This window comes from Micromonospora sp. RP3T, assembly GCF_003027925.1.
Classification (GTDB): domain Bacteria; phylum Actinomycetota; class Actinomycetes; order Mycobacteriales; family Micromonosporaceae; genus Micromonospora.
The window spans coordinates 15,042-30,019 of record NZ_PYPS01000036.1; the positions used below are offsets into that span (position 1 = coordinate 15,042).

11 protein-coding genes are annotated in these 14,978 nt (G+C 73.0%); 8 read left to right on the forward strand and 3 right to left on the reverse strand.

Annotated features, from left to right (window positions below):
- The first annotated feature begins 40 nt into the window (after positions 1-40).
- The 5 genes from C8054_RS25210 (at position 41) to C8054_RS25230 (ending at position 6,859) form a co-directional block, all read left to right on the forward strand.
- Positions 41-697 (forward strand): hypothetical protein, encoded by a 657-nt coding sequence (locus tag C8054_RS25210; protein WP_107161053.1) that lies wholly within the window; start codon positions 41-43, stop codon positions 695-697.
- A 140-nt stretch (positions 698-837) separates the two neighbouring features.
- Entirely contained in the window at positions 838-1,776 is a 939-nt protein-coding gene (locus C8054_RS25215; RefSeq protein ID WP_107161055.1) for an ABC transporter ATP-binding protein, read from the forward strand.
- Positions 1,773-2,597 carry an ABC transporter permease gene (locus C8054_RS25220; RefSeq protein WP_107160951.1) on the forward strand — a complete coding sequence of 275 codons (825 nt, stop codon included), beginning with the start codon at positions 1,773-1,775 and terminating at the stop codon, positions 2,595-2,597. Before C8054_RS25215 ends, C8054_RS25220 begins: the two co-directional genes overlap by 4 nt.
- A 270-nt stretch (positions 2,598-2,867) precedes the next feature.
- The gene (locus tag C8054_RS25225) at positions 2,868-6,614 is read left to right on the forward strand and encodes a multifunctional oxoglutarate decarboxylase/oxoglutarate dehydrogenase thiamine pyrophosphate-binding subunit/dihydrolipoyllysine-residue succinyltransferase subunit (protein ID WP_107160953.1); all 3,747 of its coding nucleotides are present in this window, start codon (positions 2,868-2,870) and stop codon (positions 6,612-6,614) included.
- A 65-nt stretch (positions 6,615-6,679) separates the two neighbouring features.
- Positions 6,680-6,859 (forward strand): DUF6104 family protein, encoded by a 180-nt coding sequence (locus C8054_RS25230; protein ID WP_089009804.1) that lies wholly within the window; start codon positions 6,680-6,682, stop codon positions 6,857-6,859.
- A 96-nt stretch (positions 6,860-6,955) separates the two neighbouring features.
- On the opposite strand, the gene C8054_RS25235 is transcribed toward C8054_RS25230, so the two are convergent.
- Positions 6,956-9,058 carry a bifunctional polysaccharide deacetylase/glycosyltransferase family 2 protein gene (locus C8054_RS25235; protein WP_233220181.1) on the reverse strand — a complete coding sequence of 701 codons (2,103 nt, stop codon included), beginning with the start codon at positions 9,056-9,058 and terminating at the stop codon, positions 6,956-6,958.
- A 172-nt stretch (positions 9,059-9,230) separates the two neighbouring features.
- The gene (locus tag C8054_RS32120; RefSeq protein WP_158273888.1) at positions 9,231-9,782 is read right to left on the reverse strand and encodes a hypothetical protein; all 552 of its coding nucleotides are present in this window, start codon (positions 9,780-9,782) and stop codon (positions 9,231-9,233) included.
- Between the two features lie 226 nt (positions 9,783-10,008).
- Between C8054_RS32120 and pta the strand changes: the two genes are divergently transcribed.
- Together pta and C8054_RS25250 are read left to right on the forward strand one after the other, a co-directional pair.
- The gene (pta, locus tag C8054_RS25245) at positions 10,009-12,078 is read left to right on the forward strand and encodes a phosphate acetyltransferase (RefSeq protein ID WP_107160958.1); all 2,070 of its coding nucleotides are present in this window, start codon (positions 10,009-10,011) and stop codon (positions 12,076-12,078) included.
- Complete coding sequence (locus tag C8054_RS25250; protein ID WP_107160960.1) at positions 12,075-13,187, forward strand: acetate/propionate family kinase; 1,113 nt, start codon at positions 12,075-12,077, stop codon at positions 13,185-13,187. Before pta ends, C8054_RS25250 begins: the two co-directional genes overlap by 4 nt.
- A 282-nt stretch (positions 13,188-13,469) precedes the next feature.
- On the opposite strand, the gene C8054_RS32365 is transcribed toward C8054_RS25250, so the two are convergent.
- Positions 13,470-13,643 carry a hypothetical protein gene (locus C8054_RS32365; RefSeq protein WP_199199909.1) on the reverse strand — a complete coding sequence of 58 codons (174 nt, stop codon included), beginning with the start codon at positions 13,641-13,643 and terminating at the stop codon, positions 13,470-13,472.
- A gap of 181 nt (positions 13,644-13,824) precedes the next feature.
- On the opposite strand from C8054_RS32365, the gene C8054_RS25255 reads away from it, so the two are divergent.
- The gene (locus C8054_RS25255; protein ID WP_107160962.1) at positions 13,825-14,907 is read left to right on the forward strand and encodes an alpha/beta hydrolase; all 1,083 of its coding nucleotides are present in this window, start codon (positions 13,825-13,827) and stop codon (positions 14,905-14,907) included.
- Positions 14,908-14,978: the final 71 nt, after the last annotated feature.

Here is a 14,978-nt window from a genome sequence, read left to right on the forward strand (position 1 = left end):
ACCGGCGACGACGCCGGGGGACCATCATCCGGAGGTGCACGTGCTGGTCGAGGCCCGCTTCCACGGCCCGGACGGTTCCGGCAACGGCGGCTGGAGCGCCGGGATCTTCGCCGCGCTGATCGACGACCGGGGGCCGGTGCAGGTCACCCTGCGCCGGCCGCCGCCGCTGGACACGCCCCTGACCGCCGCCGACGGCGGCATCCACGACCCGGCGGGCCGACTGGTCGCCGAGGTACGCCGGGTCGAGCCGGTGGACGCGGTGGTGCCGCCGGTGGACCCGGCCACGGCCGAGGCCGCCGCGCGGGCATACCCCGGTCTGGTGGACCACCCGTTCCCCCGCTGCTACGTCTGCGGCCCGGACCACCCGGACGGCCTGCGGATCTTTCCCGGCCGGCTGCCGGACGGGCGGACCGCCGCGCCGTTCCGCGCCCCGGCCGACGTGGTGCCCGCGACGGTCTGGGCGGCGCTTGACTGCCCGGGCGGCTGGGCGGTGCTCTCCGCCGGCCGCCCGTACGTGCTGGGCCGGATCGCCGCGCAGGTCACCGCGCTGCCCCGGCCCGGCGACGCGTGCGTGGTGACCGGGCTCGCGGTCGGCGGCGAGGGGCGGAAGGCCGAGGTGCACACCAGCCTGTACGGTCCGGACGGCGCGTTGCTCGGCCGGGCGCGCGCCACCTGGATCGCGCTCCCGGCCGGCTGATCTCCTCCCTGAGGATGACGGCGCGTACACATCCCGCCTGATTGACCCGGTTGCACCGGGTTGGAAGGCTGAGCGGGGCGCCTCCGCAACAGGCGTCCCACCGGCGTGCGTCCAGCGCGCCGGGGCAGGAGAGGAGAATGATGTCCGACGGGCAGCCACGCCCCAGTGCCGCGACCGGCCAGATCATCGTGTCCGGCTTGACCAAGCAGTACAAGAACGTCCGCGCGGTCGACAATCTGTCGTTCACGGTCGAGCCGGGCCGGGTCACCGGCTTCCTCGGCCCGAACGGCGCCGGTAAGACGACCACGCTGCGCATGTTGCTCAACCTGGTCACGCCGACCGCCGGCACGGCCACCATCGGCGGCCACCGGTACGCCGACCTGACCGACCCGCTGAGGACGGTCGGCGCGGTGCTGGAGGCGTCCAGCGCGCACAAGGGCCGCACCGGCATCAACCACCTGCGGGTGATCTGCGCGGCGGCCGGCCTGCCGAAGTCGCGGGCGGACGAGGCGTTGGCCTTGGTCGGGCTCTCCCCGGCGGCGAAGCGCAAGTTCAAGGGCTACTCGCTGGGCATGAAGCAGCGGCTCGGGATCGCCGCCGCGATGCTCGGCAACCCGCAGGTGCTGATCCTGGACGAGCCGGCCAACGGCCTGGACCCGGAGGGCATCCGCTGGATGCGGGGCTTCCTCAAGGGCCTCGCCGCCGAGGGCCGGACGGTGCTGGTCTCCAGCCACCTGCTCTCCGAGATGCAGCTCCTCGCCGACGACGTGGTGATCATCGCGGCCGGCAAGCTGGTCCGGCAGGGCCCGGTCGAGCAGGTGATGGGCTCGATGACGCACGGCGCCCGGATCCGGGTGCGCACTCCGCAGGCGGACGAGCTGGCCGCGGCGCTGCGCGAGCAGTCCGCCACGGTCGAGACCGACTCGCACGGCGCGCTGCTGGTCAGCGGCGTGGACGCGCCGACCGTGGGCCGGGTCGCGCTGGCCGCGAAGGTGGAGCTGCACGAGCTGACCACCGAACGTCCCGACCTCGAAGGGGTCTTCCTGGAGCTGACGGCCGGAAAGGCGGAGATCCGATGACGCTGGTCCGATCCGAACTGCTCAAGATCCGTACCACCAGCACCTGGTGGGTCTTCGGGCTGATCAGCCTGCCGTTGTGGGCGCTGGCGCTGGGCTTCAACTGGTTGCAGACCGACGCCCTGACCAGTGGGAACGTGGGCGACGTGTCGGCCGACCAGGCCGACCAGATCCAGGCGGTCTCCAGCGCCGACAGCATCGCCGCCAACCTCTACACCAACGGCCAGTTCTTCGGCCTGCTCATCGTGATGCTGCTCGGCATCGTGGTGGTGACCAGCGAGTTCTTCCACCAGACGGTGACCACCACGTTCCTCACCGCGCCGCACCGCACCGCGGTGATGCTGGCCAAGCTGGCCGCCGCCGGCGTGCTGGCGCTGTTCTTCTGGATCGTCACCACGGTGCTCAACCTGATCTTCGCGCCGTTGATCCTGAACGCGGTGGACGTCGGCTCGCAGCTCGACAGCGGGGCGGTCTGGCGCGCGGTCGCGCTCAACGGGCTGGCCTACCTGCTCTGGTCCGTGCTCGGCGTCGGGCTCGGCGTGCTGATCCGCAGCCAGATCGGCGCCACCGTGACCGGCATCCTGCTCTACCTGGGCGGCACCATCGGCGCGGCCATCGCGATCGGTCTGCTGGCGGAGCGGTTCGGCGACTGGATCAACGAACTCCAGTTGCTGGTGCCGTCGCTGGCCTCCGGCCTGATGGTGAGCGGCGCCGAGATCCCCGGCAACCCACCGCGCTGGGCCGGCGCCGCGGTGCTGATCGGGTACGCGGTGGTCACCGGCGTGATCGGCGTGCTGACCATCCGGCGGCGCGACATCTCCTGACCCGTCGTGCGGATTCGGCCCCGGTCGGTGACCCCGTGTCACCGGCCGGGGCCGTCGTCGTCCAGGTCGTCGTCTAGCAGGAGTCGGGCGAACACGCAGCGTTTGGCGAACTTCTGGCATCTTCTGTGAAACGGGCCACCAGCCGGAGGCGAGAATGCCGGTGGCAATCGCACGGCGTAGCCTGGGATCCGTTCCCTGTGCGCCGGAGTGCCGGGCACGGGGCCCCACCGCGTGACATTCACAACCGCGTGAAAGAGGCGATTAGCGGCCGTGTCGACCCAGCAGACATCGCAGGAGAACCCACTGGCGGGTTTCGGCCCGAACGAGTGGATCGTCGAGGAGATGTACCAGCGCTACCTCGCCGACCCGTCGAGCGTCGACTCGGCCTGGCACGACTTCTTCGCCGACTACCGGCCGGCGCCGGGCGCGGCGACTCCGCGGCCGGACGGCCAGGCCAAGCCGACCACCAAGCCCGCCGCCGAGCCGGAGCCCGCCGAGCAGCAGGAGGCCGTCGCCACGGTCACCGAGCAGCCGGCCCCCGCCAAGGCCGCGCCCGCGCCGGCGAAGCCCGCCGCGAAGCCGGCGGCGAAGGCGCCCGAGCCGGCCCCGGCGAAGAAGGCCGCTCCGGCGAAGCCGGCCGCCGCCAAGGCGCCGGCCGCGAGCGCCGCCGGCACCACCCCGCTGCGTGGCGTCGCCGCCAAGATCGTCCAGAACATGGACGCGTCGCTCGCCGTCCCGACCGCCACCAGCGTGCGCGCGGTCCCGGCGAAGCTGGTCGTCGACAACCGCATCGTCATCAACAACCACCTGGCCCGTGGCCGCGGCGGCAAGGTCAGCTTCACCCACCTCATCGGCTACGCGATGGTCCGGGCGCTGATCGAGCACCCGGAGATGAACAACTCCTTCGCCGAGGTCGACGGCAAGCCGGCGATGCTCCGGCCGGAGCACGTCAACCTGGGCATCGCCATCGACCTGGCCAAGCCGGACGGCTCCCGCAACCTGGTCGTGCCGTCCATCAAGGCCTGCGAGCAGATGGACTTCCGGCAGTTCTGGCAGGCGTACGAGGACGTGGTCCGGCGCGCCCGCCGCAACGAGCTGACCATGGAGGACTACTCCGGCACCACCATCTCGCTGACCAACCCGGGCGGCATCGGCACGGTGCACTCGATCCCGCGCCTGATGCAGGGGCAGAGCGCCATCATCGGCGTCGGCGCGATGGAGTACCCGGCCCCCTACCAGGGCATGAGCGAGGCCACCCTGGCCGACCTCGCGGTCAGCAAGGTCATCACGCTGACCAGCACGTACGACCACCGCATCATCCAGGGCGCGCAGTCCGGCGAGTTCCTGAAGGTGATGCACGAACTGCTGCTCGGCGAGCGCGGCTTCTACGACGAGATCTTCACCTCGCTGCGCATCCCGTACGAGCCGGTGCGCTGGATGCGCGACGTGGCCGTCGACAGCGAAGGCCAGATCAACAAGACCGCGCGGGTGCACGAGCTGATCCACGCGTACCGGGTGCGCGGTCACCTGATGGCCGACACCGACCCGCTCGAGTTCAAGATCCGCAAGCACCCGGACCTCGACGTGCTCCAGCACGGGCTCACGCTGTGGGACCTGGACCGCGTCTTCCCGGTCAACGGTTTCGCCGGCAAGCAGCGGATGAAGCTGCGTTCGATCCTCGGCGTGCTGCGGGACTCCTACTGCCGCCGGGTCGGCATCGAGTACATGCACATCCAGGACCCGGAGGAGCGGCGCTGGATCCAGGAGCGGGTCGAGCGCAAGTACGAGAAGCCCAGCTCCGACGAGCAGAAGCACGTGCTCAACCGGCTCAACGCGGCCGAGGCGTTCGAGACGTTCCTCCAGACCAAGTACGTCGGCCAGAAGCGCTTCTCGCTGGAGGGCGGCGAGTCGCTGATCCCGCTGCTCGGTGAGGTGCTGGAGTCCTCCGCCGAGGCCGGGCTGGACGAGGTCGTCATCGGCATGGCCCACCGCGGCCGGCTCAACGTGCTGGCCAACATCGTCGGCAAGCCGTACGAGAAGATCTTCTCCGAGTTCGAGGGGCACCTCGACCCGCGGTCCACGCAGGGCTCCGGCGACGTGAAGTACCACCTCGGTCAGAACGGCAAGTTCACCACGCCGGACGGCGACCACGCGGTCAAGGTGTCGGTGGTGGCGAACCCGTCGCACCTGGAGGCCGTCGACCCGGTGCTGGAGGGCATCGTCCGGGCCAAGCAGGACCGGATCGACCTCAAGCTGGAGGGGTACACCGTGCTGCCGCTGGCGGTGCACGGTGACGCCGCCTTCGCCGGCCAGGGCGTGGTCGCCGAGACGCTCAACCTGTCCCAGCTGCGCGGCTACCGCACCGGCGGCACCGTGCACGTGGTGGTCAACAACCAGGTCGGCTTCACCACCGCCCCGGAGTACAGCCGGTCCAGCCTCTACAGCACCGACGTGGCCCGGATGATCCAGGCGCCGATCTTCCACGTCAACGGCGACGACCCCGAGGCCGTGGTCCGGGTCGCCCGGCTGGCTTTCGAATACCGGCAGGCGTTCAACAAGGACGTCGTGATCGACCTGGTCTGCTACCGCCGGCGCGGGCACAACGAGGGCGACGACCCGTCGATGTCCAACCCGCAGATGTACAAGATCATTGACTCGAAGCGGTCGGTCCGGAAGCTCTACACCGAGGAGCTGATCGGGCGCGGTGACATCACCGTGGAGGACGCCGAGGAGCTGCTGCGGGACTACCAGGCACAGCTCGAACGCGTCTTCAAGGCCACCCGGGACGCGGCCACCACGCCGCGCCAGCTCAGCCGCCCGAAGCGGGCGGACGAGCCGGAGCCGCAGGTCGACACCGCGACCGACGCCTCCGTGGTCAAGGCGATCGGCGAGGCGCACGTCAACCTGCCGGAGGGCTTCACCCCGCACAAGCGCATCCAGCAGCTCCTGGAGCGGCGCCGGAAGATGTCCGTCGAGGGCACCATCGACTGGGGCTTCGGCGAGATCATCGCGTTCGGCGCGCTGCTGCACGACGGCGTCACCGTCCGGCTCGCCGGGCAGGACTCGCGTCGCGGCACGTTCGTCCAGCGGCACGCCTCGATCGTCGACGCCCGCACCGGCGACGACTACCTGCCGCTGAAGACGTTCACCGCCGACGGCGAGCGGTCCCGCTTCTTCGTGCACGACTCGCTGCTCTCCGAGTACGCCGCCATGGGCTTCGAGTACGGCTACTCGGTGGAGAACATCAACGCGCTGGTGGCCTGGGAGGCCCAGTTCGGTGACTTCGTCAACGGCGCCCAGTCGGTGATCGACGAGTTCATCTCCTCCGGCGAGGTGAAGTGGGGCCAGCGCTCCGCGATCACCCTGCTGCTGCCGCACGGCCACGAGGGCCAGGGACCGGACCACACCTCCGGCCGCCCGGAGCGGTTCCTCCAGCAGTGCGCCGAGGACAACATGCGGGTGGCCATCCCGACCACCCCGGCGAACTACTTCCACCTGCTGCGTCGCCAGGCGCTGTCGCCCAAGCGCAAGCCGCTCGTGGTGTTCACGCCGAAGTCGCTGCTGCGGCACAAGCTCTGTGTGTCGTCGGTGGAGGACTTCACCACCGGCACGTTCCAGCCCGTGCTGGCCGACACCGCCGCCCCGGCGCCGGAGCAGGTCAAGCGCGTGCTGCTCTGCTCGGGCAAGGTCTACTACGACCTGTTCCAGGCCCGGCAGGAGCGCGGCGTCACCGACACCGTGATCCTCCGGATGGAGCAGCTCTACCCGCTGCCGGTCGACGAGGTCCGGGCCGCGCTCGCGCAGTACCCGAACGCCGAGGACTTCGCCTGGGTCCAGGAGGAACCGGCCAACCAGGGCGCCTGGTCGTTCGTGGCGCTCAACCTGCTGGAGCACCTGCCCGAGGTCCGGCTGCGCCGCATCTCCCGGCCGTCCGCCGCCGCCCCGGCGGTCGGCTCGGCGAAGATGCACGAGGTCGAGCAGAACGCGCTGATCGAGGCGGCCCTGCCCCGCCCGTGACACCCACCGCACGCGGCCCGTCCCTCCACCGGGGCGGGCCGCTGCCGTACGACGAGAGGACGACCGTGTACTTCACCGACCGTGGCATCGAGGAGCTGGTCGAGCGCCGGGGCGACGAGCAGGTCAGCCTGGAGTGGCTGGGCGAGCGCCTGCGCGACTTCGTCGACCTGAACCCGGAGTTCGAGACGCCGATCGAGCGGTTCGCCACCTGGCTGGCCCGCCTGGACGACGAGGACGACGAGTGACGTTTCGCGGTTGACCGGTGCCGCCGCGCGCCGCCGAGCCGGTCGGCGGGCCCGACGTCCCCGAGCCCCGGACGACCACGCCGGCGGGACCGACGCTCAGGCGGCGGCCCGCCGCGCGGTCGCGTCGAGATTTCCGGTGCGCCGCAGCTTCTGCCAGCCCAGCCGGCCACCGGTCAACGCGGTGACCACCGACTGGATCAGCACCAGGTACATCAACTGCCGGTAGACGAACTGCTGCAACGGCAGCACCCACAGCACGCCGAGCTTCTCCCGGTCCAGCCGGAACGCCACCACCGCGGTCACGAACTGCACCGCGAGCATCGCCAGCCAGGCCACCACGGTCTCGGTCCGGTCCAGGAAGACCAACCCGTACACCGCGAGCAGGTCGATCACCGGGGCGGCCAGCGGCAGCAGCACGCCGAACAGGGTCAGGAACGACAGGCACCGTCGGGTGAACCGGCCCGACGGGCCCCGGTCGAGGACCGCCCGGCGGTGCTTCCACATCGCCTGCATGGTGCCGTAGCTCCACCGGTACCGCTGCTTCCACAACTGGCCGAGCGTGGCGGGCGCCTCGGTCCAGGCACGGGCGCTCTCCTCGTACACGATGTGCCAGCCGGCGCGGCCCAGCGCCATGGTGATGTCGGTGTCCTCGGCCAGCGTCTCGTCGGTCATGCCGCCGACCTGCTCCAGCGCCGTCCGCCGGAACGCGCCGATCGCGCCGGGCACGGTCGGCATGCACCGCAGCGTCTCGTAGAGCCGGCGGTCCAGGTTGAAGCCGATGACGTATTCGACGTGCTGCCACTTGGCGATCAGGCTCCGCCGGTTGCCGACCTTGACGTTGCCGGCCACCACGCCGACCCGGGGGTCGGCGAACGGCTGCACCAGCCGGCGGACCGCGTCCGGCTCGAAGACGGTGTCGCCGTCCACCATGACGATCAGCTCGTGCCGGGCCAACGCGACGCCGGTGTTCAACGCGCTCGGCTTGCCGCCGTTGGGCTTGCGCACCACCCGGACGTTCGGCAGGCGGAGCGCCGCCACGATGTCGGCGGTGCCGTCGGTCGACCCGTCGTCGACGACCACGACCTCGATGCCGCCGGGGTGGTCGCCGCCCGCGAGGGAGCGGACCGCCGCCGCGATGCCCTCCTTCTCGTTGTACGCGGGCACGATCACCGACACCGGGTCGGTGACCGGCGGGCCCCAGGACCAGTCGTGCCGACGGCGGCGGGCCGCGTGCCGCAGGGCCAGCACGAAGAGCAGCAGGGCCCGGCCGACGGTGAGCCCGCCGACGACCACGAAGAAGACGCCGAACAGCCCGAACATGCCGTCGGCCACGCGTACCGCGCCGACCAGCACGTCGCCGCGCCAGCGGTCGGCGCGCGGGGCGGCGACCTGCCCGCCCACCGGGTCGGTGACGCCGGCCTCGGCGAGCGTCCGGCGGAGACCGTCGCCGACCGTGGTGAACGTGTAGCCGCGCTGCTGCATCATCGGGATGTACCGGTCCAGCGCGGTCACCGTGCCGGACCGGTCGCCGCCCGCGTCGTGCCACAGCGCGATGGTGCCCGCCGAGCCCGCCGGGGTGGCGTTGGCCAGCATCGCGTCGACGGAGGGCTTCTCCCAGTCCCGGCTGTCGACGTCGTTCACCACGGTCAGGTAGCCCAGCTCGCCGGCCTGCCGCAGCATCGGCCAGTCGCGGTCGGTGTAGGCGTCCGCGCTTGACGAGTACGGGAAACGCAGCAGCGAGGTCCGGACGCCTGTGGTGCTGGCGATGGCGAGCTGGGTCTGCGCGTACTCCAGCTCGCGCCGCCAGCCGGGCAGGGCGGCCAGGTCGGGATGGGTGAACGTGTGCACGCCCAGCTCGTGCCCCTCGGCCACCATCCGGCGGGCCAGCACGGGATTCCGGACGACCTGCGTGCCGATGACGAAGAAGGTGGCCTTCACCTGGTACTTGTCCAGGACGCGCAGTACCTCCGGCGTCCACCGGGCGTCCGGACCGTCGTCGAAGGTGAGCGCCACGGTGCGCGGTGGCAGCCGGTGCGACTGGGTTCGGCCGGTCGCGCCGACGTTGACGATGGGGCCGCCCTCGACCACGGAGGTGGACACCTCCCGCTGGCTGCCCGGGCCGGTCCGTTCCCCGGGCACGAACGCGGCGTTGGCGTACGCCTCGACGAAGAGCAGGCCGCCCAGGATGACCAGGACCATGGCGAGGATGGCCCAGCTCGGTCGCGGCACGATGCGCCGGTTGTGGGACCGGCGGGCGGCGACCAGCTCCCGGGCGTCCAACGCGACGGTGGGAGCGTCGGCGGGCCGTTGCCCGGCGCGCTGCCGGCGGACGGCGGCGACCCGCCCCGGATCGAGGCGGGCGGTGGGCTCGTCACTCACCCGTGGTCCCGGCCGGCTCGGCCGGCTCGGCCGGCTCGGCCGGTGGGTCGACCACGGGCGGCGGCGGGCTGGTGGTGGTCGGCGCGGTGGTGGTCGGCGGCGCCGTGGTGGCCGGTGGGGTGGTCGTCGGCGGCCTCGTGGCCCGGGGCGTGGTCGTCGGGCTCCCGCTCGGCGACGGCGAGGCGGTGGGGATCCGGGCGGTGCTGCCACCCGGGCTGGCGGTGGGGGCCGGGGGCCGTGCCGGCGCGGTGCGGGTGGGCGGGGGCACGGCCGTCGCGGACGGCGTGACCGCGGTGGTCGGGGACGCCGGTGGGGCGGGCGGCGGCGGCTTCTCCTCGGCGGTCGCCTCGACGAACGGGATGACGGTGTCCGGGGTGATCGGCCCGCCGGCGAAGCTGATCCCGACCAGCACCGTGTAGACCACGCCGGCCGCGCCGGCGCAGTAGGCGACGCGACGCAGCCGCCGACGCCGACGCCCGGTCGAGTCGACGAAGACGGGGGGCGGTTCGGGGGCGACGGGGATCAGGTCGGTCGGGCCTTCCACCTGAATAACTATAGATACGAAAAAACCCCACCTTCTCCCCCACCCCCACCCTGACCAGCCACAACAGACCCCCGCCCCGCCCCACCCCCCACGCGATCTTGCAGTTGCCGCCCCGGCGAAGGCCGCTTCTGGGGCATGCGCGGGGCCGTAACTTCAAGATCGCGGGGTGGGGAGGGCGGGGACAAGGACCCGGGCGGGGGGATGGGCGATCTTGTAGCGTGAGGTCGTGGCGCGCAGCGTGTACCTGACCGGCGTGGGGTCCGGCGGAGGAAAGTCGACGGTGGCGCTCGGCCTGGCCGAGCTGCTGTCCCGGCAGGTCGAGCGGATCGGGGCGTTCCGGCCGCTGGTCGCCGGCGGTGACACCCCGGACCCGATCCTGACCCTGCTCACCGAGCGCTACCGGGTGGAACTGCCGGTCGACGAGCTGCACGGCGCGACGTACGCCGAAGCCACCGCGCTGGTCACGAACGGCCGGCGGGAGGAGCTGATCTCGGCGATCGTGGCCCGCTACCGGGAGGTGGAGCGGCGCTGCCCCGCCGTCGTGGTGGTCGGCAGCGACTTCGCCGACGGGGACGGCGCCGGCCCCCGTGAACTGGCCTTCAACGCCCGCCTGGCGATCGAGTTCGGCAGCGTCGTGGTGCCCGTGGTGGACGGGTTCGACCAGCCGCCCGAGGCCGTCGCGGCGGCGATGCGCGGCGCGTACCACGATCTGGCCGACCTCGGCGCGACAGTGGTGGCGGTGGTCGCCAACCGGGTGCCCGGCCCGATGACGCTGCCCGAGCTGCCGGTCCCCGCGTACGCGATCCCGGAGGTGCCGACCGTCTCCGCGCCGACGGTGGCCGAGGTGGCGACCGCGCTCGACGCCACCCGGCTCGCCGGCGACCGGGCCGCGCTGGACCGCGACGTGCTCGACTACGTGGTCGGCGCGGCGCACGTGCCGACGCTGCTGGAGCACCTCACCGACGGCGCACTGGTGATCACCCCGGGCGACCGGGCCGACCTGCTGGTCGCCGCCGGGGCCGCCCATGTGGCCGGTCAGGTGTCGCTGGCCGGGCTGGTGCTCACGCTCGGTGAACAGCCCGACCCGCGCGCCATGCGGCTGGTCGAGCGGATGAACACCGGGCTGGCGGTGCTGTCGGTGACCAGCGACAGCTACGACACGGTCGAGGCGTCCAGCCGGATCGAGGGCCGCCCCAGCACCGCCAACCCGCGCAAGGTCGAGGCGGCCCTGGGCGCGTTCGAGCGCTGCGTGGACACCGACGACCTGGCCGCCCGGCTCCGGGTCACCCGCTCCGCGCGGGTCACCCCGCTGATGTTCGAGAACGACCTCATCGACCGGGCGCGGGCCCGACGTCGCCGGCTGGTGCTGCCCGAGGGCGCCGAGGAGCGCATCCTGCGCGCGGCGGAGGTGCTGCTGCGCCGCGGCGTCGCCGAGCTGACGCTGCTCGGACGGCCGGACGAGATCGCCCGGCGGACCCGCGAACTGGGCGTCGACGTCGGCGACGCGCAGCTCGTCGACCCGGCGGCAAGCGAGTGGCGCGACGAGTTCGCCGCCGCGTACGCGGAGCTGCGCGCCCACCGGGGGATGACGCCGGAGCTGGCGCACGACATCGTGGCGCAGCCCAACTACTTCGGCACCATGATGGTGCAGGCCGGCCGCGCCGACGGCATGGTCTCCGGCGCCACCCACACCACGGCCGCCACCATCCGGCCGGCCTTCGAGATCATCCGGACCGTGCCCGGCGTCTCGGTCGCGTCAAGCGTCTTCTTCATGCTGCTCGCCGACCGGGTGCTGGTCTACGGTGACTGCGCGGTCAACCCCGACCCGGATGCCGCCCAACTCGCCGACATCGCCCTCTCCTCGGCCGACACCGCGGCCCGGTTCGGCATCGAGCCGCGGGTGGCGATGCTGTCGTACTCCACCGGCAGTTCCGGCGCGGGCGCGGACGTGGAGAAGGTCGCGGCGGCCACCGAGCTGGTCCGGAAACGGCGGCCGGAACTGCTGGTCGAGGGGCCGATCCAGTACGACGCGGCGATCGACCCGCAGGTCGCCGCCACCAAGCTGCCGGACAGCCCGGTGGCGGGTCGGGCCACCGTGTTCATCTTCCCGGACCTGAACACCGGCAACAACACGTACAAGGCGGTGCAGCGCTCGGCCGGCGCGGTGGCGGTCGGCCCGGTCATGCAGGGCCTGCGCCGACCGGTGAACGACCTGTCCCGGGGCGCGACCGTGCCGGACATCGTCAACACGGTGGCGATCACCGCCATCCAGGCCGCCGCGGAGGCGTCGGAATGAGCCGCATCCTGGTCCTCAACAGCGGATCCTCGTCGGTCAAGTACCGGCTGTACGACGGCGACGAGGTGCTCGACAAGGGCACCGTGGAGCGGGTAGGCGAGCCGGGCGGCGGGCCGGCCGACCACGAGAGCGCGGTCCGGGAGATCATCGAGCGGCTCGACCTCGACGGGCTGGCCGGCGTCGGGCACCGGGTGGTGCACGGCGGGCGGCGGTTCAGCGCCCCGGTACTGATCGACGACGCGGTCGTCGCCGGGATCGAGGACCTCGTCCCGCTGGCCCCGCTGCACAACCCGGCCAACCTGGCCGGCATCCGGGTCGCCCGGGAGGCGCTGCCGGACACCCCGCAGGTGGCCGTCTTCGACACCGCGTTCCACCACACGCTCCCTGAGGCCGCCGCCACGTACGCGATCGACCGGGCCACCGCCGAACGGTACGACGTACGCCGCTACGGTTTCCACGGCACCTCGCACGCGTACGTGTCGCGGCGGACCGCCGAACTGCTCGACCGGCCGTACGCCGAGCTGAACACCATCACGCTGCACCTGGGCAACGGGGCGAGCGCGTGCGCGGTGCGGGGCGGTCGCAGCGTGGCCACCTCGATGGGCATGTCCCCGCTGGAGGGCCTGGTGATGGGCACCCGCAGCGGCGACCTCGACCCGACAGTCATCTTCCACCTGCGCCGCGAGGCGGGGATGGGCGTGGACGAGATCGACGACCTGCTCAACCACCGCAGCGGCCTGCTCGGGCTGACCGGAGTCAACGACATGCGGGAGGTGCTGGCCCGCCGCGACGCCGACGACCCGGCGGCGGCACTGGCGTTCGACGTCTACTGCCGGCGGATCACCGGCTACGTGGGCGCGTACTACGCGCTGCTCGGGCGCGTCGACGCGATCGCGTTCACCGCCGGGGTCGGCGAGCACGCCGGCCCGGTGCGGGCCGCGTCGCTGGCCGGCCTGGAGCGGCTCGGCATCGCCGTCGACCCGGCCCGCAACGACGGCACCGGTGACCGGCTGATCTCGCCGACCGGTGCCGAGGTCGCGGTGCTCGTGGTTGGCACCGACGAGGAGCGGGAGATCGCCCGGGAGACCCGCGAGGTGCTCGCCGCCTGATCGCGGTCGACGCCACCGCGCCGAGGTGTCGTCGTCCCGGCGCGTCCGACGCCACGCCGACATCCCGGGCGTCCGACGCCACGCCGACATCCCGGCGCGGACAGCGCCACGGCGTGCCGACATGGCCAGCGCCACGGCTCAGCGGACAGCGCCGCGCAGACACCCCGGCGCGGACAGTGCCACGACGTGCCGGCGCGGACAGTGCCACGACGTACCGGCGCGGACAGTGCCACGACGTACCGGCGCGGACAGCGCCACGGCTCACCGGCCGTGGCGGCCGGGTCAGCCCAGGGCGACCCAGGCGACCAGGGCGACGACCACCACGGCTGCGACGGCGAGGCCGGCGATCAACGGCAACCGGGACGGCGCGGGCGCCGCCGCGGTCGGCTCGGGCGTGTCCACGAAGGCGCGGAACTGCGCGGTGTTGCCGCTGGGGTCGGTGTAGTTCTCAGCCATGCGGGTGACCCTAGCGAAGCCCACCGCCCACCAGTGCCCCGCCGGGCCGGAGTCGGCCCGCTCGGGCGGCCGGGGCCGGCGAACCCCGGCCGGGTGGTGGAGGCGTGGCCCGGCCGGGTGGCGGGGGCAGCCGCCCGGACGGCGGGCGCGGTCGGCCCGCTCGGCTGCCTACCGTGCAGGCATGACGGGGCGGCGGCTGGTGGCCGTGTTGACGACGGCGCTGCTGGCCGGCTGTGGGTCGGCGGTCGCCACCACCGGCCCGGTCCCGGCCGGCGTCCGGACCGCGCCGGAGCACCCGTACGCGGTGGGGATGCGGCAGTTCACCATCGACCCGGACGGCCGTCGTCCCCTGCCGGTCACCGTCTGGTACCCGGTGGACCCGGCTGCCTTCCCCGACCCGGTCACCGCCCTCCCCGCCACGCCGCACCCCGCCGGCACCCGGGGGCCGCGCTCCCCCAAACCGCGCTCCCCCGAACTCTCCGGACCTCGCTCCCCCGCCCCCTCGGGACGGGGCCGGGGGGCCGTTCCACCGAGCCCCGGCACGGAGACCGGGCCGGTCGTCCGGACGCGGGCGCCGGTGGCCGCCGGTCGGTTCCCGGTGGTCGTCTTCAGCCACGGACTGCGCAGTCTGCCCGCGCTGCACGCGCAGCTGACCACCCGCTGGGCCGCCGCCGGTTTCGTGGTGGCGGCACCCACCTATCCCCGTACCAACCTGCGCGCCCGCGCCTTCACCCGCGACGACGTCCGCAACCAGCCGGCCGACGCCCGGCGACTGGTCCGGCACCTGGTCCGCCTGGGTGCCCGCCCCGGCGACGCGCTCGGCGCGCACCTGGCCGTGGACCGGTTCGCCGCGGCCGGGCACTCGGCCGGTGGCCACACCACGCTCGGCATGTTCGTCGCCGGGCGACGGCCCCCGCTGCGGGCCGGGATCGTGATCGCCGGTGGCCGGCCGGTCGCCGGCCTCGCGCGACCGTCGACGCCGATGCTGTTCGTGCACGGCGCCGCCGACCGGATCGTGCCGGAGTCGATCGGCCGGGCCGCGTACGCCCGCTGTCTCGGGCCGGCCGCCTTCCTCAGCCTGCCCGGCCAGGGTCACGGTGAGTACCTGAACCCGGGCCGCCCCGGCTTCACCGAGGTGCTCGCGACCACCACGGACTTCCTCCGCTGGACGCTCTACGCCGACCGGACGGCGCTGCGCCGCCTCCCCACCGACGCGACCACCCCCGGCGTCACCACGTTCACCACCCGCGCCCTCCCCACCTGACCTCCCCTCCCGTCCTCCCCTCGGTGATCAAGGAGTTGGCGTCACCCGGGTCGGCGATCGCGGACGCCAAC

Bases quoted from the DNA above. Each gene is read 5' to 3' on its own strand.
- C8054_RS25215 (WP_107161055.1), top strand. From the start codon at position 838: ATGTCCGACGGGCAGCCACGCCCCAGTGCCGCGACCGGCCAGATCATC.
- C8054_RS25220 (WP_107160951.1), top strand. From the start codon at position 1,773: ATGACGCTGGTCCGATCCGAACTGCTCAAGATCCGTACCACCAGCACC.
- C8054_RS25235 (WP_233220181.1), bottom strand. From the start codon at position 9,058: ATGGTCCTGGTCATCCTGGGCGGCCTGCTCTTCGTCGAGGCGTACGCC.
- C8054_RS25250 (WP_107160960.1), top strand. From the start codon at position 12,075: ATGAGCCGCATCCTGGTCCTCAACAGCGGATCCTCGTCGGTCAAGTAC.
- C8054_RS32365 (WP_199199909.1), bottom strand. From the start codon at position 13,643: ATGGCTGAGAACTACACCGACCCCAGCGGCAACACCGCGCAGTTCCGC.
- C8054_RS25255 (WP_107160962.1), top strand. From the start codon at position 13,825: ATGACGGGGCGGCGGCTGGTGGCCGTGTTGACGACGGCGCTGCTGGCC.